Origin of the sequence: Phenylobacterium hankyongense (assembly GCF_003254505.1) — a bacterium.
In the GTDB taxonomy this organism is placed as follows: Bacteria; Pseudomonadota; Alphaproteobacteria; order Caulobacterales; family Caulobacteraceae; genus Phenylobacterium; species Phenylobacterium hankyongense.
Map to the genome: position 1 here is coordinate 3735899 of NZ_QFYP01000001.1, position 20929 is coordinate 3756827.

Here is a 20929-nt window from a genome sequence, read left to right on the forward strand (position 1 = left end):
TTGCCTTCATTTTCGCGCCAGCTCGAAGAGTCCCTTCATCGCGCCGTCGCCTACGCCAACCAGCGAAAGCACGAATACGCGACGCTTGAGCACCTGTTGCTCTCCCTGGTTGACGACGAAGACGCCGCCGGTGTGATGCGCGCCTGCGATGTGGACCTGGGGTCCCTTCGCACCACCCTGACCAATTACGTCGACAACGAGCTGCGCTCGCTGGTGGTCGACGATGGCGAGGACGCAAAGCCGACGGCCGGCTTCCAGCGCGTGATCCAGCGCGCGGTGATCCACGTCCAGTCCTCCGGCCGCGAGGAGGTCTCCGGCGCGAACGTGCTGGTGGCCATCTTCTCCGAGCGCGAAAGCCACGCCGCCTACTTCCTGCAAGAGCAGGACATGACGCGCTATGACGCGGTGAACTACATCGCCCATGGCATCGCCAAGAAGGCCGGCGCCGCCGAGGCCAAGCCCGTCAAGGGTGCGTCCGAGGACGAGGAGAAGCCCACCGTCAAGACCGGCGGCGAGGCGCTCGAAGCCTACTGCGTGGACCTCAACGAGAAGGCCAAGCAGGGCAAGGTCGATCCGCTGATCGGCCGCTCCAGCGAGGTCGAGCGCTGCATCCAGATCCTCTGCCGCCGGACCAAGAACAATCCGCTGCTGGTGGGCGACCCCGGCGTCGGCAAGACCGCCATCGCCGAAGGCCTGGCCCGCAAGATCGTCAACAAGCAGGTCCCCGAGGTCCTGTCCGGCTCGACCATCTTCTCGCTCGACATGGGCGCGCTGCTGGCCGGCACCCGCTACCGCGGCGACTTCGAGGAGCGCGTGAAGCAGGTCGTCAAGGAGTTGGAGAACCACCCCGACGCGATCCTGTTCATCGACGAGATCCACACCGTCATCGGCGCCGGCGCCACGTCCGGCGGGGCGATGGACGCCTCCAACCTGCTGAAGCCGGCGCTCGCGTCCGGCACGCTGCGGTGCATGGGCTCCACCACCTACAAGGAGTTCCGCCAGCACTTCGAGAAGGACCGCGCCCTGGTGCGCCGGTTCCAGAAGATCGACGTCAACGAGCCCACCGTCGAAGACACGATCAAGATCCTCAAGGGCCTGAAGACCTACTACGAGGACTTCCACAAGCTGCGGTACACCAACGACGCCATCAAGGCGGCGGTGGAGCTCTCGGCCAAGTACATCACCGACCGCAAGCTGCCCGACAAGGCGATCGACATCATCGACGAGGCGGGCGCCAGCCAGATGCTGCTGCCCGAGGGCAAGCGGAAGAAGATCATCGGGCTGAAGGAAGTGGAATCGGTGGTCGCCAAGATCGCGCGCATTCCGCCGAAGTCGGTCTCCAAGACCGACACCGAGGCGCTGAAGCAGCTGGAGACCGACCTGAAGCGGGCGGTCTACGGCCAGGACAACGCCATCGAGCAGCTCTCCGCGGCCATGAAGATGGCCCGGGCCGGCCTGCGCGACGCCAACAAGCCGATCGGCTCCTACCTGTTCTCCGGCCCGACCGGCACCGGCAAGACCGAAACGGCCCGCCAGCTGGCCTCCACGCTCGGCATCGAACTCCTGCGGTTCGACATGAGCGAGTACATGGAGCGCCACACGGTCAGCCGCCTGATCGGCGCCCCTCCGGGCTATGTCGGCTTCGACCAGGGCGGCCTCTTGACCGACGCCGTCGACCAGCATCCGCACGCCGTGGTCCTGCTGGATGAGATCGAGAAGGCCCACCCGGACGTCTACAACATCCTCCTGCAGGTCATGGACCACGGTCAGCTGACCGACTCCAACGGCAAGAAGATCGACTTCCGCAACGTGGTCCTGATCATGACCACCAACGCCGGCGCCGCCGACGCCCAGCGCAACTCGATCGGCTTCGGCCGCGGGAAGCAGGACGACGAGGCCGAGGAGGCGATCAAGCGGGTGTTCACGCCGGAGTTCCGCAACCGCCTCGACGCGGTGGTGGCCTTCCGCTCGCTCACCCCCGAGATCATCCGGCTGGTGGTGCAGAAGTTCATCATGCAGCTGGAGGCCCAGCTGGCCGATCGCCACGTCACCATCGAGACCGACGACGACGCCTCCGACTGGCTGGCCAAGAACGGCTTCGACGAACTCTACGGGGCGCGGCCGCTCGGCCGGGTCATCCAGGAGAACATCAAGAAGCCGCTGGCCGACGAGATCCTGTTCGGCCGGCTGATCAAGGGCGGCCACGTCCGCGTGGTGCTCAAGGACGGCAAGCTCGGCTTCGAGATCGAAGGCGAGGACCGCGAACGCGGCGCGCCGATCATCGAGACCCCGACCGAAGACGCCGCGGTCGAGCCGGTCGAGTAGCCAGCTCTAAACCACCAGAAACCCGAAGCCCCGGACCGCAAGGTTCGGGGTTTTTGGCATCCGGCTCCAGCTCAGGCGATCTTCGCGGCGATCTGCTCGGCGAGGACTTTCAGCTCCGCCGGATCGGCCATGCCGCCGGCGGCGTGCCGACCCAGGGGCTGGCCCTCCCAGCGCGGGATGATGTGGAAGTGCAGGTGGTAGATGGTCTGCCCGGCCGTCGCGCCATTGTACTGGGTGACCACGATGCCGTCCGGGTTCAGCGCCGCGCGCACCGCTCGGGTCACCCGCTGCACCCCGAGGATCAGCTCGCTGAGCACCTGCGGCTCCTCCTCCAGCAGGTTGCGCGCCTGGGAGTGCTTGGGGATCACCAGGGTGTGGCCGCGGGCCTGCGGGAAGACGTCCATGAAGGCATAGACGTGCTCGTCCTCGAACACGCGCGCCGCCGGCATCTCGCCCCGCAGGATCTTGGCGAAGATGTTGCCGCGGTCGTAGGTCCCGTCCAAGCTCATGGCGTGCTCCTGATCCCTGAGCCCGTTCGTAGCAAATCAGCCTGGAGGGTGGAACGATGGGCGTGGATCCGGCCGGGCTCACCGAACGCCAGCAGAAGTGGTTCGCCTCCGTGCAGGCGAGCCTCGAGCGCGACACCGGCAAGTCGATGGACGAGTGGATCGCCATCGCCAGGACGTGCCCGGAGACCCGGCCGCGAGCCCGCAGCGCCTGGCTGAAGGAACACCATGGCCTGGGCGCCAACCGGGGCGCCGTCGTGCTCTCCGCCGCCTTCCCGGACACCGGCTGGGACCAGCCGCAAGCACTGCGCGCCGCCCTGTGGGCCGATCCGCAATCCGCGGCGATCCTCGAAGCCGTCGAAGCGGCGGCATCCGCCCTGCCGGAGGTCGTCACCGGCCAGCGCAAGCAGTTCACCGCCTTCTCGCGCAAGGTGCAGTTCGCCGCCGCCCGGCCCGTGAAGGGCGGCAAGCTGATGCTGGGCCTGGCGGTCGAGCCCGGCGCCGATCCGCGCCTGGAGCCGCCCAGGAACGAGGCCTGGTCGGAGCGGCTGAAGGCGCGCCTGCTGCTGGAGAATCCGGACCAGGCGGACGCCGCGATCGCCGCGCTGCTCAGGGCGGCCTGGGCGCGGTCCTAGGCCTCGCCCTCGCGGAACGGGGAATACTCCTCCGCCAGCCATTCCATCTGCGCCTCCACCCCTTCGCGCTCCCGCATCACGAACTGTTCGACCGGACCGCGCAGGGCCGGGTCGGCGATGTAGTGGGCGGAGTAGACCGGCGCCGGCAGGTAGCCGCGGGCGATCTTGTGCTCGCCCTGGGCGCCGGCCTCCACGCGGGCCAGGCCGCGGCCGATGGCCCATTCGATGGCCTGGTAGTAGCAAAGCTCGAAATGCAGGAAGGGGACCTCTTCCAGACAGCCCCAGTTGCGCCCGTAGAGGCAATCGTCGCCGATCAGGTTCAGGGCGCCGGCGATCCACCGCCCATCCCGCCGCGCCATGATCAGCAGCACCCGGTCCGCCATCCGCTCGCCGAGCAGGGAGAAGAACGGCCGCGAGAGGTAGGGCCGGCCCCACTTGCGCGAGCCGGTGTCCATGTAGAAGGCGAAGAAGGCGTCCCAGTGGTCCTCGGTCAGGTCCGCGCCGGTGATCGCATGGATCTCCAGGTCGGCCTGGGCGTCGCGACGCTCGCGGCGGATGGTCTTGCGACGGCCCGATGACAGCGCGGCCAGGAAGTCGTCGAAGGTGGCGTAGCCGCGGTTCTGCCAGTGGTACTGCTGGCCTTCCCGCAGGGCGAGGCCATGGCCGCCCATCCAGCGCCACTCGTCCTGGGTCGGGAAGTTCACGTGCAGCGAGGAGGCCCCATAGCGCTCGCACAGGGTGACCGCCCCGCCGATCAGCAGACCCCTCGCCGCCTCCGCGTCGACGTCCGGCCGCACCAGCAGCCGCGGGCCGGTGGCCGGCGTGAACGGCGCCGCCGACAGCAGCTTCGGATAATACCGCCCGCCCGCCCGCTCGTAGGCGTCGGCCCAGGCGTGGTCGAAGATGTATTCGCCCTGGCTGTGGGACTTCAGGTAGAGCGGCATCACCGCCGCCACCCGCCCCTTCCCGTCCTCGACCGACAGGTGCTGCGGACCCCAGCCGGTGCGCTCGACGGCGCAGCTGGCGGCCTCCAGGCTGTCCAGGAAGTCGTAGCGGACGAACGGATTGCCGGCGTAGGCGGGATTTCCGGCGCAGGCGTCCCAGGCCTCGCGCCCCACTTCGGCGACGCGGCGGTGGACCTGGACCGCCGGCTTCAGGGTCACGCCAGGAAGCCCTCGAAGATCAGGTTGTCGCATCCGTCCTTGACGGCGTCCCACTGCGCCGGGTCCCTCACCGTCCAGGCGACGATCGGCAAGCCGTCCGCGCGGCGCTGGGCGGCCAGCGGACAGGGCAGCATGTCCAGGCCCAGCGCCAGGAAGTGCGGCCGGGCGATCGCCACGTGCTCGAGGCCGGCGTAGGCCGCGCGCTGAGCCTCCGACATCTTCGGCGCGTCCTTGTAGGAGTAGCTGTCCAGCCCCCGCAGGACGCCCGGGAACCGGTCGGCGAACCAGGCGTGCGAATAGGGATTGAAGCCGATCACGCAGACCGGGCCGTTGTGGTCGATCAGGACGTCATGGACCCGCTGCTCCAGGGGCCCGACCTGGCCGACGGGGGTCTTCAGTTCCACGTGCACCAGGGCGCGGCGGCCGACCAGGGCCAGGGTCTCCAGGAGGGTCGGGATGCGTTCGTCGGTCCCGGCCAGGCGCAGTTCGGCGAGGTCGGCGGCGCTGAGGTCCGCGAGCTGCGCGTCCACCCCGGTCATCCGCTTCAGGTTGGCGTCGTGGAACACCATGGCTTCGCCATCGGCGGAGAGCTGGACGTCGAGCTCGATGCCGTAGCCCGCGGCGCAGGCGGCCTGGAAGGCGCCCAGCGAGTTCTCCGGCGCGCCGTCCGGGCTCCACAGTCCGCGGTGGGCGACCGGCGGGTGGAACAGCCGTTCCCAGGCCTCGCCGAAGCGCGCCGTCACGACAGCAGGACCACCGCATCCACCTCGACGGCGAAGTTCAGGGGCAGGCGATAGACGCCGACCGCCGAGCGGGCGTGGCGCCCCGCGTCCCCGAACGCCTCGACCATCAGGTCGGAGGCGCCGTTCACCACCTGGGGGATGTCGAAGAAGGTCGGACCGGCCTGGACGAAGCCGCCGAGCTTCACCACCCGCACGACCCGGCCGAGGTCGCCCTCGCAGGCGGCCTTCATCTGGGCGATGAGGTTGATGGCGCAGAGCCGCGCGGCGCGCTTGGCGGTCTCGGCGTCGACGTCCTCGCCGACCACCCCCTTGATCCCGCCGGTGGCGTCCAGCGACACCTGTCCGGAGATGTGCAGGAGGTCGCCGGCCCGCACGAAGGGCACGTAGTTGGCGACGGGAGCGTTGGGCTGCGGAAGCGTGATTCCCAGCGCGGCGAGGCGGTCTTCGATGTGTGACATGGGAGACCTCTAGCGCCCGCGCATCCATGAGAAAAGGCCCGGACCTCTCGGTCCGGGCCTTCTGACGCCCCCGGCCCTTTCGGGCCGTCTCTGGGATGTCTTAGCGAGCGGCCTGCAGGCGCTCGACCATGGCGGTCACGCGCTCGTTCAGCGGCTTCATGGAGTCCTTCACCGAGGCGGAGACGGTCTCGGACATCTGGCCGACCTGGGCCATGTAGGATTCGAGCGCGCTCTTGGCGAAAGCGGTCTGCAGTTCGACCACTTCCTGCACGCTCTTGGCGCCGGCCAGCGACTTGGCGGCGGCGACCTGGTTCTCGAAGCTGCTCTTGGAGAAGGCCATGGCCTGCGCGCCGAGGGCTTCAGCGCCCTTGGTCGCGGCGGTGACCGAGGCCACCACGGCTTCGAGGTTCTTCTTGGAATGGGTGTTGGCTTCGTTCAGCGTCGCCAGGGTCTTTTCCACGCCGTCCTTGAAGGCGACGTTGGAGGCGGCGGTGAACTGCTCGACGGTGGACTTCACGGCTTCGGCGGCGGCCATCGGTTGGACTCCTGGAAACGGGCGACGGTGGGCGGCATGAACGCCGCAATGCAGAAGGGCCGGAGGAGGCCCTGAAACGCAGTGGATTTCTCTCATGTTGCAGTGCAGCAGTCAATCGGATTTTGTGCACTGCACAATGATCAGGTAGCCTTCCCGATCACGCTTGCGTGAGATAGCCCCCACAACCGCGACAATTGGGCCTGTTCAACAGCTGTTTACTCTCGCGCAACCGTAGCGGTGTCATGCTACGTGGGATTCACGGCGGCGGGCCGCCGCCACAACCTTTTGATTCGACGGACGAAGCATGTTGAAGCACGCCCGCCGCCTGTTTGTTTCCCTAGGCCTGGCCGCCGCGACCCTGGTCGCGACGATCGCGCCGCCGGCCCAGGCGCAGATCCCCTATTTCCAGAACCTGCTGGCCGCGTCGCAGACCAAGTACGCCGCCATCGTGGTGGACGCGAAGTCCGGCGAGGTGCTGTACGCCAAGCACGCCGACAGCCCGCGCTACCCGGCGTCGATCACCAAGATCATGACGCTGTACCTGACGTTCGAGGCCCTGGCCTCGGGCAAGCTGCGCCCCGACGACCGGGTGGTGTTCTCCCCCCACGCCGCCGCCCAGGCCCCCACCAAGCTCGGCATCCGCGCCGGCGAGTCCGTCACCGTGTCGGAAGCCATGCAGGCGATGGCGGTGAAGTCCGCCAACGACGCGGCCGTGGCCATGGCCGAGAAGCTCGGCGGCTCCGAGAGCCGCTTCGCCGCGCTGATGACCCTGCGCGCCCAGGAACTGGGCATGCAGAACACCCATTTCGTGAACGCCAACGGCCTGCCGGACAGCCGGCAGCTGACCTCGGCCCGGGACATCGCCATCCTCTCGCGGGCGGTGATGCGCGACTATCCGCAGTACTACCGGCTGTTCAGCCAGCAGTCGTTCACCTTCCGCGGCCAGACCATCTCCAACCACAACCACCTCCTGGGCCGCATGCCCGGCGTGGACGGGCTGAAGACCGGCTTCACCAACGCCTCGGGCTTCAACCTGGCGGTCTCCGCCGTGCGCGACAACCGCCGCCTGATCGCGGTGGTCATGGGCGGCCCGACCACCGCTCAGCGCGACCAGAACGCCGAGGACCTGCTGCTCACCGGCTTCGACGTCATGAAGCGCCGCTCGCTCGGCGAGAAGATCACCGTGGCGCAGAACCTGTTCGAGCCTGAACCCACCGGGCCCGTGGTCCGCGGCGGCAGCGACCAGGGCGACGGCGACCAGGACCAGCTGAAGATCGTGCTGGCCTCCGCCACGCCGCCGGCCCGCGCCTCCAACATCCAGATCGTCGAGCCCAAGCGCGCCGCCCGGATCGAAAAGGCCGAGCCCAAGGGCCGCAAGGCCGCCGCCAAGGCCGATGCGTGGTCCGTCCAGGTGGGCGAGTTCCGCCGCAGGTCCGACGCCAAGGAGCAGATCGCCCTGGTGGAGAAGAAGTTCGGCAAGCACCTGGGCGACGCCAACGGCGACGCCAACCGCGCCGGCCGCCGCTATCAGGCCCGTTTCGACGGCATGTCGGAAGCCGAGGCGAAGAGCACCTGCCGGGCGATGAAGGCCAAGCGCCTCGCCTGCGAGGTCATCCGGAGCTGATCCGCCCCTACATCGCGATGTTGGAAAGCCCCGGGCTCGCGCCCGGGGTTTTCTGTTTCAGGGGATTTTCTGTTTCAGGACTTGAGCAGCCGGTCGCGGGCGGCGTTGAGTTGGGCGGCCAGTCCTGAGGTGCCGCCCTTGTCGGGATGGGCGAGCCGCATCAGCCGCGAATAGGCCGCCTGGATCTCCTCCGGCGTAGCGTCGGGGCCGACGCCGAGGATCGAGCGCGCCTCGTCGAGGCTCATGCGGCCCCCCGGCGTCGGCTGGGCGGCGAGGCCCGTGCGCCGCGCCGACACCGCCAGCCACAGGCCAAGGACCACCAGCACGATCGCCGGCTCCCACGCCCCGCGCAAGCCGGCGTAGGCGGCTCCCGCAAGGGCGACGATGGCGAAGGCGGCCGACAGGAATCGCCATTCCCGGCGTTTCAGGATCGGCTTGCCGCCGCTCGCCCACAGGATCAGCCAGAGCGCCGCGCAGCCGAGGGCGAGGTAGAGCATGCGGCTATTCCGCCGCCATCCTCTGGCTCTCGTCCAGGCCGGAGAACCCCATGGCGCCCATCAGCGCCCGCAGCTCCTGGCGGGCCGCCACATGCTGCAGGGACATGGCCACCGGACGGATGGTCGGCGACAGGTCGGCGATGGTCAGGCCGAACGGGAACAGCTCCCGATAGATCACCCGGTCGCGGAGGCCCGGCCCGACCCGGAAGCCGACCTTGCGGGACAGCGCGTTGACCCGCTCGTCCAGGCGCTTGCGGTTGCGCGCCTCGGTCGGCGCCAGGCGGTTGCGCAGCACGATCCAGTCGATCTGCTTGCGTTCGTTGGTGGCGCGCGCCTTGCGGCTGTTCCAGACGGTTTCGGAATAGAGGCTGTGGCGGGTCAGCTCCAGGGTGACCGGATCGACCACGCCCAGCATGTCGAAGTCCACGAAGCTGTCGTTCATCGGGGTGACGATCAGGTCGGCCTGGCCGTGGGCGGCGCGGCTGATCGCCGTGTCGCTGCCCGGGGTGTCGATCAGCAGGAAGTCGGCCTGGTCGAGCAGCTCGGCAATGGCGTCGCCGAACCGCGCCACGGCGTCGGCTTCGGAGGTCTGGGCCAGGGCCGCGCCGTCGGCGCTCAGCGGGTGCTCGATGGGCATGGGCGCGGCGACGCCGTTGGCCGCCAGCCACGCGCGGCGATTGGCGAAGAAGTGGCCGGTGGTCTGCTGCCGCAGGTCGAGGTCCAGCACCGCCACCTTGGCGCCCCCGTGCATCAGGGCTGTGGCGGTATGGATGGCGATGGTGGACTTGCCCGCCCCGCCCTTTTCATTCCCGACCACGATGACGCTGGCCTGCGACATTCGACACGCTCCACCCCAGGCCGGCGATCGCGCCGACTCGAACGCGGCTACGTGAGCCCGTTGTGGGGAGTCGCGTCAACGCGCGCCTTGTCGCCGCCTGTGGATGGACGCCCTCGCCTGCCTCCGCCATAAGCGGCGCCGACCGGCCGGAGCCTACGAAATGTCCGAACCCCCGCTGTCCGTCGTCCGCACCGTCGCCGACCTGCGCGCCCACGTGAGAACCTGGAAGGCGCGCGGCGAGCGGGTCGGCTTCGTGCCCACCATGGGCGCTCTGCACGAGGGCCATCTGTCGCTGGTGCGGCTGGCCCGCGAGCGCGCGGACCACGTGGTCGCCAGCGTCTTCGTCAACCCGACCCAGTTCGGCCCCAACGAGGACTTCGACGCCTATCCGCGCACCGAAGCCCGCGACGCCGAACTGTTGGCCTCCGCCGGCTGCGAGCTGCTGTTCGCGCCCGATGTGGCCGAGATGTACGCTCCCGGCTTCTCGACGACCGTCACCGTCGCCGGCGTCTCGGAGCCGTTGGACGGCGCCGCACGGCCGGGCCATTTCGCCGGCGTGGCGACGGTGGTCAGCAAGCTCCTCATGCAGGCCGCCCCCGACGTCGCGGTGTTCGGGGAGAAGGACTATCAGCAGCTGCAGGTGATCCGCCGGCTGGTGCGCGACCTGGACATTCCCGTGGAGATCGTCGGCGGCCCCACGGCGCGGGCGCCGGATGGCCTCGCCCTGTCCTCGCGCAACGCCTACCTCTCGGTCGAGGAACGCGCCGCAGCCCCCGCCCTCGCCCGCGCCCTGACCGCCGCCGCTGAGCAGCTCCGGGCCGGCGCAGCCGTCGACCAGACCGAGGCCCAGGCGCGCGCCGCCCTCGAGGCCGCAGGCTTTCGCAAGATCGATTACGTGGAGGTCCGCGCGGCCGACGACCTCGCCCGCCTGGGCCCCGGCCCGGTCGCGGCCCCGGCCCGGATCCTGGCCGCCGCCTTCCTCGGCCGGACGCGGTTGATCGACAACATCGCCGTCTGAGCCCGCCGGGCTGGCCCACGGCCGACACCTGCACTGTGGCGCGTCGTCGCATGGCCAAGCTGTGACTGCTCGCCGCAGACAAGGGGCGAAAGACGCTGCCGCGAGCAGTCTACAGCCAAGCTCCAAGTCGTTTGTTCCAGGCAGCTTAGCACCGCGACGGCGAAGCTTCCGAGGCGGGACGCAGACCTGGTAAGCGCAAGCGCGACCACATGATCTTGCTGGCGATCTACTGGCAACACCAAGTTATGCGACACCGTGTCGGCACGTGCTCTTAAGCCTGTCCGCGTACGGTTGGGGCCTGCGTGACTGTCGGGGTCGGGCGGCGTGCGGCGGCGGGGCGCCGGCACCAGAATACCGGGCGTTCCATGTCTTATCTGAAGTACGACGGCACGCTGGCCGCTGAAACGGCTGCGCCGGTGACGGGTCTCTACGGGACCGACGGCGTCGATACGCTGACCGGGACCAGCCAGGCGGAGAGCCTGTGGGGCGGCCAGGGCGACCTGCTGACCGGCGGCCTCGGCGACGACACCTACTACCTGAAGTCGGCCACCGACCAGGTGGTCGAGCTGGCCGGCGGCGGCACGGACAAGATCGTCGCCTGGACCAACGTCTACCTGCCCCACTACGCCAACGTCGAGAACCTCGAGGTCGACGGCGACAAGACCTACGGCGCCGGCAATGCCGGCGACAACGTCATCCAGGGCGGCGCGGGTTCGCAGCAGCTCTACGGCGGCGGCGGCCAGGACGTGCTGATCGGCGGCGCCGGCGCCGACACCTTCATCGTCGTCAAGGGCCAGGGCAACGACGCCATCCAGGACTTCACCCCCGCCGACGGCGACGTGGTCCGCCTGACGGCCGGCTTCACCAGCTTCAGCCAGGTGCAGAGCCACCTCACCCAGGTCGGCGCCGACGTGAAGCTCGACCTCGGGAACGGCGACGGCCTGGTGTTCCGCAACCTGCAGGTCTCCCAGCTCAGCGCCGCCAACTTCCAGCTCCAGCTCGACCCCTCGAAGCTCGGCGCCATGACCTTCGACGACGAGTTCTCCGGCAAGCTCTCCATCTGGGACGCCGAGAGCAACCCCACCGGCACCTGGCGCCCCGACTTCGGCTACCAGGGCAGCCAGGGCCTGGGCAGCTACACCCTGTCCAGCAACAACGAGCAACAGATCTACACCTCGCCCTACTTCCGCGACCACAACGGCGACTTCGCCGAGAGCCCCTTCACCTCGAACGCCGACGGCACCCTCTCGATCACCGCCAAGCCCTCCGCCAACCCCGAGATCTTCGGCTACGGCTACACCTCCGGCCTGATCTCCACCCAGCCGACCTTCTCCCAGACCTACGGCTACTTCGAGATGCGCGCCGAGCTGCCGCAGGCCGCCGGCGCCTGGCCCGCCTTCTGGCTGATCCCCGCCAACGGCGCCTGGCCGCCGGAGCTCGACGTCATGGAGACGCTGACCTCCGACCCCCACGCCGACTGGACCACCGAGCACTCCGGGGTCGGCGGCGTCCACACCTCCAACGGCGTCGCCTCCTTCATCCCCGACACCACCTCCGGCTTCCACACCTACGGCGTGCTGTGGACCCCCACCGACCTCGTCTGGTACGTCGACGGCGTCGAGACCTTCCACACCGCCACCCCCGCCGACATGAACACCCCCATGTACATGATCGCCAACATGGCGGTCGGCGGATGGGGCGGCGCCGTCGACAACGCCGACATGCCCGCCACCATGACCATCGACTACATCCACGCCTACGCGCTCGCCGGCGACACCTCCAGCAGCACAGGCGGAGCCACCACCACGCCGACGCCGCCGCCGGTGAGCACGCCTACGCCAGCGCCCACGGGCTCGGGCGGGAGCTCGGCGGCCGCGCCTGGGCTCTCGCTGATCGCCGTCCAGGGCGGCGACACGCTGAACGGCGGCTCGGGCAACGACACCCTGGTCGGCGGCTCCGGGCCGAACCAGCTGTGGGGCCAGGAGGGCAACGACTCCATCGTCGGCGGCTCAGGCTTCGACAACATCAACGGCAACAAGGGCGACGACACCATCGACGGCGGCTCCGGCGGCGACGACTGGCTGGTCGGCGGCCAGGGCGCCGACCTGATCACCGCCCACGCCGGCGGCAACATCCTCTACGGCAACATCGGCGCCGACACGCTGAACGGCGGCTCGGGGAACGAGATCCTCCGCGGCGGCCAGAACGACGACGTCATCTACGGCGGCGCGGGCAATGACTGGCTGTCGGGCGACCGCGGCAGCGACACCCTCACCGGCGGCGCCGGCGCGGACATCTTCCACAGCTTCGCCGGCGCGGGCCTCGACCGGGTGCTCGACTTCAGCCAGGCGGAAGGCGACCGGGTTCAGCTGGACCCCGGCACGACCTATTCGGTGAGCCAGGTGGGCGCCGACACCGTGGTCGACATGGGCAATGGCGACCAGCTCGTGCTGGCCAACGTGCAGCTCGCGTCGCTGCATGACGGCTGGATCTTCGGGGCCTGAGCCCCCTACGGCGGCGCTCTGCGGCGACCCGACGCGGCAGGCGCGGCGCCCCGCCGCAGAGGTCGCATGCCGAACTGCGACGTCCGCGCACACCTTCACTGTGACAAGTCGCCACAGCAGCGCTTCCCCGGATCCCTTCCGGGGCAACGCTCATCGTCCCTATAGCAACGATTCTCGAAGCTTCAGTATACGCCCCTACGGTAGAGCTTGTATGGCAGGATCTTCGTTGTTCATCCACGCCTTATGAAACAAGCTTGACCATTAGCGCCAGCTTCCGGACGGCCCTCCAATGACCCTCAACCAGGGGTGGCGCAGAGACATCGTCGTCCGTCAAGACCGCGGCAGAACAGCGATCTGCGACAACTTGGGGAAGCTTTTGAAAACCGTGATGTCGGTAGGTTCCGGCCTGTCGCAGGGCTGTCGGGGCCGGGCGGCGGACGGCGGGTTGGTCCCGCCATCTCAGGACGGGAAATCTTAGATGTCTTATCTGAAGTACGACGGCACGCTGGCCGCTGAAACGGCTGCGCCGGTGACGGGTCTCTACGGGACCGACGGCGTCGACACGCTGACCGGGACCAGCCAGGCGGAGAGCCTGTGGGGCGGTCAGGGCGACCTGCTGACCGGCGGCCTCGGCGACGACACCTACTACCTGAAGTCGGCCACCGACCAGGTGGTCGAGCTGGCCGGCGGCGGCACCGACAAGATCGTCGCCTGGACCAACGTCTACCTGCCCCACTACGCCAACGTCGAGAACCTCGAGGTCGACGGCGACAAGACCTACGGCGCCGGCAATGCCGGCGACAACGTCATCCAGGGCGGCGCGGGTTCGCAGCAGCTCTACGGCGGCGGCGGCCAGGACGTGCTGATCGGCGGCGCCGGCGCCGACACCTTCATCGTCGTCAAGGGCCAGGGCAACGACGCCATCCAGGACTTCACCCCCGCCGACGGCGACGTGGTCCGCCTGACGGCCGGCTTCACCAGCTTCAGCCAGGTGCAGAGCCACCTCACCCAGGTCGGCGCCGACGTGAAGCTCGACCTCGGGAACGGCGACGGCCTGGTGTTCCGCAACCTGCAGGTCTCCCAGCTCAGCGCCGCCAACTTCCAGCTCCAGCTCGACCCCTCGAAGCTCGGCGCCATGACCTTCGACGACGAGTTCTCCGGCAAGCTCTCCATCTGGGACGCCGAGAGCAACCCCACCGGCACCTGGCGCCCCGACTTCGGCTACCAGGGCAGCCAGGGCCTGGGCAGCTACACCCTGTCCAGCAACAACGAGCAACAGATCTACACCTCGCCCTACTTCCGCGACCACAACGGCGACTTCGCCGAGAGCCCCTTCACCTCGAACGCCGACGGCACCCTCTCGATCACCGCCAAGCCCTCCGCCAACCCCGAGATCTTCGGCTACGGCTACACCTCCGGCCTGATCTCCACCCAGCCGACCTTCTCCCAGACCTACGGCTACTTCGAGATGCGCGCCGAGCTGCCGCAGGCCGCCGGCGCCTGGCCCGCCTTCTGGCTGATCCCCGCCAACGGCGCCTGGCCGCCGGAGCTCGACGTCATGGAGACGCTGACCTCCGACCCCCACGCCGACTGGACCACCGAGCACTCCGGGGTCGGCGGCGTCCACACCTCCAACGGCGTCGCCTCCTTCATCCCCGACACCACCTCCGGCTTCCACACCTACGGCGTGCTGTGGACCCCCACCGACCTCGTCTGGTACGTCGACGGCGTCGAGACCTTCCACACCGCCACCCCCGCCGACATGAACACCCCCATGTACATGATCGCCAACATGGCGGTCGGCGGATGGGGCGGCGCCGTCGACAACGCCGACATGCCCGCCACCATGACCATCGACTACATCCACGCCTACGCGCTCGCCGGCGACACCTCCAGCAGCACAGGCGGAGCCACCACCACGCCGCCCCCCGTCGTGACGCCTCCGGCGGCCCCGGCGACGCCGGGCGTCGTGCTAACCTCGGCGGTCTATGCCGACACCCTCGCCGGCGGCGCCGGCGCGGACACGCTCAACGCCGGCCAGGGCCCGGACAAGCTGACGGGCGGCGCGGGCGCCGACACCTTCGTGTTCAAGAACCTGCCGTGGAACGCCGGCCACATCACCGACTTCAAGGTCGGCGTCGACAAGCTCGACATCTCGGCGCTCTACGCCAACGGCTACCACGGGAGCGATCCGGTGGCCGACGGCTACGTCAGCTTCGTCTCCGACGGCGCCGGCGGGACCAAGGTCCTGCTGGACACCGACGGCAACGGCTCGGCCAACACCATCAAGTTCCAGATCGCCACCCTGGACGGCGTCTCGCCGACCGGGCTGACCGCGGCCCAGGTGTTCGGCGGGGCCGCCTCGACGACGCCGGCCACCCCCGTCACCCCCACGCCGCCGGCGACGCCGGGCGTGGTGCTGACCTCCTCGGTCTACGCCGACACCCTCGCCGGCGGCGCCGGCGCGGACACGCTCAACGCCGGCCAGGGCCCGGACAAGCTGACGGGCGGCGCGGGCGCGGACACCTTCGTGTTCAAGAACCTGCCCTGGAACGCCGGCCACATCAGCGACTTCCAGGTGGGCGTCGACAAGCTCGACCTCTCGGCGCTCTACGCCAACGGCTACCACGGGACGGATCCGGTCGCCGACGGCTACCTGTCCTTCGTGTCCGACGGCGCCGGCGGAACCAAGGTGATGCTGGACATCGACGGAGCGGCGACGGCCAACCCGTGGCCCTACACCATCGTCACCCTCGACGGCGTGGCGCCGGCCGGCCTCACGGCCGCCCAGGTGCTCGCCGGGCAGACGGCCGCCACGCCGACCGCCCCGGCCGTGGTCGCGCCGCCGGTGATCCCCGGGCTGGCGCTGAGCTCGACCACCTACGGCGACCACCTGACGGGCGGCGCCGGCGCGGATACGCTCGCCGCCGGGCAAGGCCCCGACATACTCACCGGGGCGGCCGGCGCGGACCACTTCGTGTTCGGCGCCCTGCCCTGGAACGCCGGTCACGTGACCGACTTCACGCCGGGCACGGACGTCCTCGACCTGCGCCCCCTGTTCGCGCAGAGCGGCTATACGGGGTCGGACCCGATCGCCGATGGCTACCTGAAGCTGGAATCCGACGGCGCCGGCGGCACCAAGGTGCTGTTCGACTCCGACGGCCCTGGAACGGCGAACCCGTGGCCGTTCCAGATCACGACCCTGGACGGCGTCGCCCCTTCGAGCCTCCACCCCTCGGACTGGCTGTTCCACTAGGGTCAGGGCGGGCTCTCTCCCGACAAGGGAGCCCGCTACCTCTGCGTGGAGCCGGGCGCTACCAGGCGCCGAGCTCGCGCAGTTGTCGGGCGAGTTCGGGCGGCGCCTCGCCGAAGGCCTCCAGGCTGAGGTCTTCGGGCGCGTCGCGGGTCTCCAGATAGCGCCAGCCCTGGAAGGCCCGCCGTGGCGTCGGGGCCACGCGCACCACCTCGGCGTCGAGGGTCACCTCGCAGCGGGCGTTGACGCCCTCGCCCACCGTTTCGACGTGCAGGATCCGCTGGCGGCAGAGGATCACGCCCTTGAACACCCGGTAGAGCGAGCCGCCGTCGATCATCTCCGCCGCGCGCTTGGGCGTCTGCCGGGTGCGCATGATCCAGGGCCTGCCGTCGCCCGCCTCCGCGAGGCGCCAGGCGACCAGTTCCTCGACCGTGTCGAGACCGACGCAGAGCTTGATCATGTGCAGAGGCATCGGCCCTGGATTAGGACGCGGCGGCCGGCTTGAACAGTGCGGCGGGCGGCCTCATTCGCCCCGAGGCGCCTACTCGCCGGTCGCCCAGGACGGCTTGCGGCGTTCGAGGAAGGCCCGCACGCCCTCCTGCCCTTCCGGACCGACGCGGGCGCCGGCGATCCGCCGGGCGGTGTCCTCCATCAGCCCGTGGTCGATCTCCTGGGCGTAGACGTCGGCCACCAGCCGCTTGGCCTCGGCCACCGCGCCGGGCGCGCAGTCCATAATCTCGCGCGAGATGCGGTCGCGGGCGGCCTCCAGCGCCGCGGTGTCGGCGACCACCTCGCTGACCAGCCCGATGCGCTGGGCGTGGGCTGCGTCGAACACCTGGCCGGTGGCGAACAGGCCCCGGGCGGTGCGCGGTCCGATCGCCTGCACCACATAGGGGCTGATGGTCGCCGGGATCAGGCCCAGCCGCACTTCCGAGAAGCTGAACCGGGTCGCCGCGGTGGCCACCGCCAGGTCGCAGGCCGCCGCCAGGCCCACGCCGCCGCCGAACGCCGCGCCCTCGACCAGCGCCACGGTCAGCGCCGGGATGTCCCAGAGCTGCTTGAGCATCTTGGCCATCTGGAAGGCGTCGTCGCGGTTGTCGGCCTCCGAACGGTCCGCAGCCGCCCGCATCCAGTCCAGGTCCGCGCCCGCGCTGAAGGTCCCGCCGGCGCCGCGCACGAAGATCACCCGCACGCCTTCCGCGCCCTGCAGGGTCTGGAACGCCTCCTCCAGCGCGGAGATCAGGTCGGCGTCGAAGGCGTTCTTCCGCGCCGGGCGATTGAGCGTCACGGTGACGGCGCCGTCGGCGGTCGCGTCGATGTCGACGAGCTCGGAGGTCGCGCTGGTGTCGACCACCTCCACGAGCGGATCGACGATGGGATTGGACATGGTGGCCTCCTCAGGGTTCGCCGGTGGCGAAACGCCGGACGGCGGCGAAGGTGGCGGCCTGAGCCGCACCGTGAAGGCATAGCCGCCGGGCGGCCCAGGCGCTAGGCTCCCCGTCCGTGGCCAGGCTCCCCGAAATTGCGACCGATTCGGCGCTGGCGCGGCTCTTCACCCAGGAGCGCGCGCAGGACGAGGCCACGTGGTTCTCGCTGCCCGGCGGCCAGAGGCTCTATGGCGCCGGCGACCCGGCCGACCATCTCTATTTCCTGCGCACCGGCCGGCTCGGGGCGTTCCGCCGCGAGGAGGGCCATGAGACCCAGTTCCTGGGGGTGATCCGGCCCGGCGAACCGGCCGGCGAGATGGCGCTGGTGGCCGGCGCGCCGCATTCGGCCGACGTGGTGGCGCTGAGGGACTCCGAGATCTTCGCCCTGCCGCGCGACGTCTTCTTCGACGCCTGCGAGGCCGACGGTTCGGTGATGAACGAGCTGGCCCGGCTGATGATCCTGCGCACCCGCCAGGCGGCGCGCAGCGGGACCATGGGCGAGCCCTCGGTGTTCGGCTTCGTGCCGGTCGGCCAGCCCGGCGCGCTGCGGCCTATGGTGGACCGGCTGGGCGCGGAGGTGAGCCGGCTGGGCTATTCGGTCACCGTGGTGGGCGTCGAGGCGTCCAGCGCCCCGACCGAATGGTTCTCCGACGTCGAGCGGACCCACGACTTCGTGCTCTATGTGGCCGAGGCGACCGACACCGGCTGGCGTCAATCGGTGTCGCGGCAGGTCGACCGGCTGTTCCGCGTCGGGCGCGGCGACCGCAAGCCGCCCGCCAACATGCCGAGCCACTACCTCGCCGCCCCGCTGCAGGCGCAGCAGCTGGTGGACCTGATCCTGCTGCAGCCGGCCGACGCGCGGGCGCCTTCGGGGTCGGAGGCGTGGATGGACGCCACCAACCCGGCGCGGCTGTTCCACATGCGGCGCGACAACCCGGACGACGTGCGCCGGATCGCGCGGGTGCTGACCGGCCAGTCCGTGGGCCTGGTGCTCTCCGGCGGCGGCGCGCGCGCCTACGCCCACATCGGCGCCATCAAGGCGCTGCGCGAGCGCAATATCCCAATCGACTTCGTCGGCGGCGTTTCCATGGGCGCGATCATCGCCGCCGGCGCGGCCATGGGCTGGGACGACGCGGAACTGGATCGCCGCATCCGCGAAGCCTTCGTCGACACCAGCCCGCTCGACGACATCGCCCTGCCGATCCTCGCCCTGACCCGGGGCGAGAAGGTCAGCGAGCGGCTCGCCCAGCACTTCGGCGACACCGAGATCGCCGACCTCTGGCTGCCGTTCTTCTGCCTGTCGTCCAACCTGACCACCGGCGCCTATCACCTGCATCGTCGCGGCCTGCTGCGGCAGGCGCTGCGGGCCACCATCGCCCTGCCCGGGGTGATGCCGCCGGCCACCCTCGACAACAACGTGCTGGTCGACGGCGCGGTGATGAAGAACTTCCCGGCCGACGTGATGCGCGCCTCGCAGCTCGGCCCGATCGTCGGCGTCGACGTCACCGCCGGCCGCAGCATCACCGCCGACGACGTGGCGCGGCCCGAGTCCGCCTGGCGCTGGATCTGGTCCGGCCAGTGGAAGAAAGGACCGCCGATCGTCTCGCTGCTGATGCGCGCGGCCACCGTCTCCACCGGCCGGGACCTGGCGGCGGCCCGCGAGGCCACCGACGTACTGGTCCTGCCCGACACCACCAAGGTGGAAATCCGCGACTGGAGCGCCTACGCCCCGGCCGTGGCCGAGGGCTACCGCGCCATGCTGGCGGCGCTCGACAAGCTCGACCGGCCCGTCCAGGAACTCCGCCGTCGCGCCAGCCTGCAGGACGAGGACGCGACCGTCACAGCCCGGACGGCGTCCGCCGGCTGACCGCGCGCCGGAAACCCTCAGGGCGGGGTTTGCACACCGGCAGGAACCGCCCCATATTCGTCATCCCTGTTCAACAGTTGAAAGGAGGTGATCCAGTGTCTCATTTGTCATTCGCCGACGCGCTGGAAATCTCCGTTGAGAATCAAGGTCGTAACTGACCCCAGCGCTCACGCGGACAAATGCTGGGTGTCAGACGGCCGTCGGCGACGACGTCCTGCGGCAGCCCAACAAAGCGGAAGCCCCGGCGGAGACGCCGGGGCTTCTTGCATTCCGGCGCCTGCGACGCTTCAGCGCCGGGCTATGGCCACGGCGTCCGACTTCCGCGGCGCGACCGGCAGGTTCGGTCGATAGGCCAGGGTGTGGGTCGCCAGCACCCGGCCGGGCATGGTGTCGTCGTCGGTGAAGGTGATCCTCAGAAGCTCGTCGCCGAACGGCTCCCGGTTCAGCGCCAGGCGTACGCGGCGGCGCTCGATCTCGGGGTAGACGCCGACCCCCTTGGCGAGGCTGAGCGGCGCCTCGTCGGAGCGGCGGCCGCGGACCTCGATATTGCCGAACAGGGAATTGGCCCCGACCCGCACGAGGTCGAACGAAAGCACCGGCGTGGAATCGGCGGAGCCGCCGCCGCCCGGCGTCTCCAGGGTGAGGTTCTCGATCTGCGCGCGGACGTCGGCGGCGGCCGGCCGCACGATCACCGGCAGGCTGGTGGTGAACAGCGCCAGCACCCGGAAGGCGAGCCCCCGCTCGCCCGCCGCGGCGGCGTCCGCGGTCAGCCCGGCTTCGGGCGGCGGAATGGCGGTGATCGACAGGTGGGTGCGGACCTCGCCCGCTATGGCTGCGGACCGCGGGACGCTGATCCGGACGGTCTCGCCCGACTTCGGCTCCAGGGTGATGCGCCGGGGCATGAACTTCAGCACCGGCTTCGCCGAGCGCATCCGGTCCGCGACAGTCCTCTGCGCCGGGTCGGCGGCTGCGTCGGCGAGTTCCACGAGACGCCCGTCCGGCAGCATCACCCGGTCGACCAGGGTGACGTCGAAGGTGGTGCGCGGCCCCGTGCGGTTGAAGATGTAGACGCTGGCCGAGCGGCCGGGGGTCAGCGTGAGGCGCCTGGGCGAAACGTCTAGCCCCGCCCCGAGGGTGTCGAGGCGGGCCGCATCGCGTCGGTCCAGCGGGGTCGGCTGGGGTTGCGACCAGGCCATCGGCGCCGCAGCCGCGGCGATCAATACGCCCGCCACGAGGATTCGCCGGACATCGGCAAGGCCGGCGTCGGCGCGACTCCGCCCCCGGTGCGCCATCGCCTGCAGCATCCTGTCAGAATCTCCCAATTCGCGCCGGCTCTGGAGGCCCGCGTCAGGCGTCACGACTCGACGCCTATGTGATGAAGCCGACAGACCACGACGACCGGAGGTTGCGCAACGTCTTCCCGGCGACGACACCCCTTTCGCGATCTGGCGCGCCGCCCGCCCAGGAACGAGGCGCCGCGGGGAGGCGCTGCGGAATCGCGGAGCGCCAGGCTGTACCTTGCGCGCCGAATGGTCT

17 protein-coding genes are annotated in these 20929 nt (G+C 70.0%); 7 read left to right on the top strand and 10 right to left on the bottom strand.

The features are described from left to right. A complete protein-coding gene (gene clpA, locus DJ021_RS17930) occupies window positions 1–2325 on the top strand; it encodes an ATP-dependent Clp protease ATP-binding subunit ClpA (RefSeq protein WP_111458831.1) in 2325 nt (774 codons plus the stop codon). 71 nt (window positions 2326–2396) lie between these two features. On the opposite strand, the gene DJ021_RS17935 is transcribed toward clpA, so the two are convergent. Continuing rightward, window positions 2397–2834, bottom strand: coding sequence for an HIT family protein (locus DJ021_RS17935; RefSeq protein WP_111458832.1), 438 nt, complete (start codon window positions 2832–2834; stop codon window positions 2397–2399). Window positions 2835–2890: 56 nt separating this feature from the next. Between DJ021_RS17935 and DJ021_RS17940 the strand changes: the two genes are divergently transcribed. After that, window positions 2891–3466, top strand: a complete 576-nt coding sequence (locus tag DJ021_RS17940) for a DUF4287 domain-containing protein (protein WP_111458833.1) — start codon at window positions 2891–2893, stop codon at window positions 3464–3466. Here the strand turns inward: DJ021_RS17940 and DJ021_RS17945 are convergent. The 4 genes from DJ021_RS17945 to DJ021_RS17960 form a co-directional block, all read right to left on the bottom strand. Continuing rightward, window positions 3463–4629 carry a GNAT family N-acetyltransferase gene (locus tag DJ021_RS17945; protein WP_424444148.1) on the bottom strand — a complete coding sequence of 389 codons (1167 nt, stop codon included), beginning with the start codon at window positions 4627–4629 and terminating at the stop codon, window positions 3463–3465. The two genes, DJ021_RS17940 and DJ021_RS17945, sit on opposite strands and share 4 nt — an antisense overlap. Then, window positions 4626–5372: a glycerophosphodiester phosphodiesterase gene (locus DJ021_RS17950; protein WP_111458835.1), complete on the bottom strand. Its 747-nt coding sequence runs from the start codon at window positions 5370–5372 to the stop codon at window positions 4626–4628. The genes DJ021_RS17945 and DJ021_RS17950 overlap by 4 nt, the downstream gene beginning before the upstream one ends. Next, complete coding sequence (locus DJ021_RS17955) at window positions 5369–5830, bottom strand: RidA family protein (protein WP_111458836.1); 462 nt, start codon at window positions 5828–5830, stop codon at window positions 5369–5371. Before DJ021_RS17955 ends, DJ021_RS17950 begins: the two co-directional genes overlap by 4 nt. Before the next feature lie 100 nt (window positions 5831–5930). Continuing rightward, the gene (locus DJ021_RS17960) at window positions 5931–6365 is read right to left on the bottom strand and encodes a phasin family protein (protein ID WP_111458837.1); all 435 of its coding nucleotides are present in this window, start codon (window positions 6363–6365) and stop codon (window positions 5931–5933) included. 304 nt (window positions 6366–6669) lie between these two features. On the opposite strand from DJ021_RS17960, the gene DJ021_RS17965 reads away from it, so the two are divergent. Beyond that, window positions 6670–7989 (top strand): D-alanyl-D-alanine carboxypeptidase family protein, encoded by a 1320-nt coding sequence (locus tag DJ021_RS17965; protein WP_111458838.1) that lies wholly within the window; start codon window positions 6670–6672, stop codon window positions 7987–7989. Between the two features lie 74 nt (window positions 7990–8063). Here the strand turns inward: DJ021_RS17965 and DJ021_RS17970 are convergent, their stop codons facing one another. Both DJ021_RS17970 and DJ021_RS17975 read right to left on the bottom strand, forming a co-directional pair. Next, a complete protein-coding gene (locus DJ021_RS17970; protein ID WP_111458839.1) occupies window positions 8064–8486 on the bottom strand; it encodes a J domain-containing protein in 423 nt (140 codons plus the stop codon). 4 nt (window positions 8487–8490) lie between these two features. After that, the gene (locus DJ021_RS17975) at window positions 8491–9324 is read right to left on the bottom strand and encodes a division plane positioning ATPase MipZ (protein WP_111458840.1); all 834 of its coding nucleotides are present in this window, start codon (window positions 9322–9324) and stop codon (window positions 8491–8493) included. Between the two features lie 160 nt (window positions 9325–9484). On the opposite strand from DJ021_RS17975, the gene panC reads away from it, so the two are divergent. The 3 genes from panC (at window position 9485) to DJ021_RS17990 (ending at window position 16102) form a co-directional block, all read left to right on the top strand. Beyond that, complete coding sequence (gene panC, locus DJ021_RS17980) at window positions 9485–10342, top strand: pantoate--beta-alanine ligase (RefSeq protein WP_111458841.1); 858 nt, start codon at window positions 9485–9487, stop codon at window positions 10340–10342. Window positions 10343–10707: 365 nt separating this feature from the next. Continuing rightward, window positions 10708–12846, top strand: a complete 2139-nt coding sequence (locus DJ021_RS17985; RefSeq protein ID WP_111458842.1) for a family 16 glycosylhydrolase — start codon at window positions 10708–10710, stop codon at window positions 12844–12846. Between the two features lie 478 nt (window positions 12847–13324). Next, a complete protein-coding gene (locus DJ021_RS17990) occupies window positions 13325–16102 on the top strand; it encodes a type I secretion C-terminal target domain-containing protein (RefSeq protein ID WP_111458843.1) in 2778 nt (925 codons plus the stop codon). A gap of 58 nt (window positions 16103–16160) precedes the next feature. Here the strand turns inward: DJ021_RS17990 and DJ021_RS17995 are convergent, their stop codons facing one another. Then, entirely contained in the window at window positions 16161–16571 is a 411-nt protein-coding gene (locus DJ021_RS17995; protein ID WP_111458844.1) for a DUF1489 family protein, read from the bottom strand. Window positions 16572–16640: 69 nt separating this feature from the next. Beyond that, window positions 16641–17486: an enoyl-CoA hydratase-related protein gene (locus tag DJ021_RS18000; protein ID WP_111458845.1), complete on the bottom strand. Its 846-nt coding sequence runs from the start codon at window positions 17484–17486 to the stop codon at window positions 16641–16643. A 116-nt stretch (window positions 17487–17602) separates the two neighbouring features. Here DJ021_RS18000 and DJ021_RS18005 point away from each other — a divergent pair, with 116 nt between their 5' ends. Continuing rightward, the gene (locus DJ021_RS18005; RefSeq protein ID WP_111458846.1) at window positions 17603–19393 is read left to right on the top strand and encodes a patatin-like phospholipase family protein; all 1791 of its coding nucleotides are present in this window, start codon (window positions 17603–17605) and stop codon (window positions 19391–19393) included. A 287-nt stretch (window positions 19394–19680) separates the two neighbouring features. Here DJ021_RS18005 and DJ021_RS18010 read toward each other — a convergent pair whose 3' ends face one another. Further along, window positions 19681–20697: a fimbrial biogenesis chaperone gene (locus tag DJ021_RS18010; protein ID WP_111458847.1), complete on the bottom strand. Its 1017-nt coding sequence runs from the start codon at window positions 20695–20697 to the stop codon at window positions 19681–19683. Between the last annotated feature and the right edge of the window lie 232 nt (window positions 20698–20929).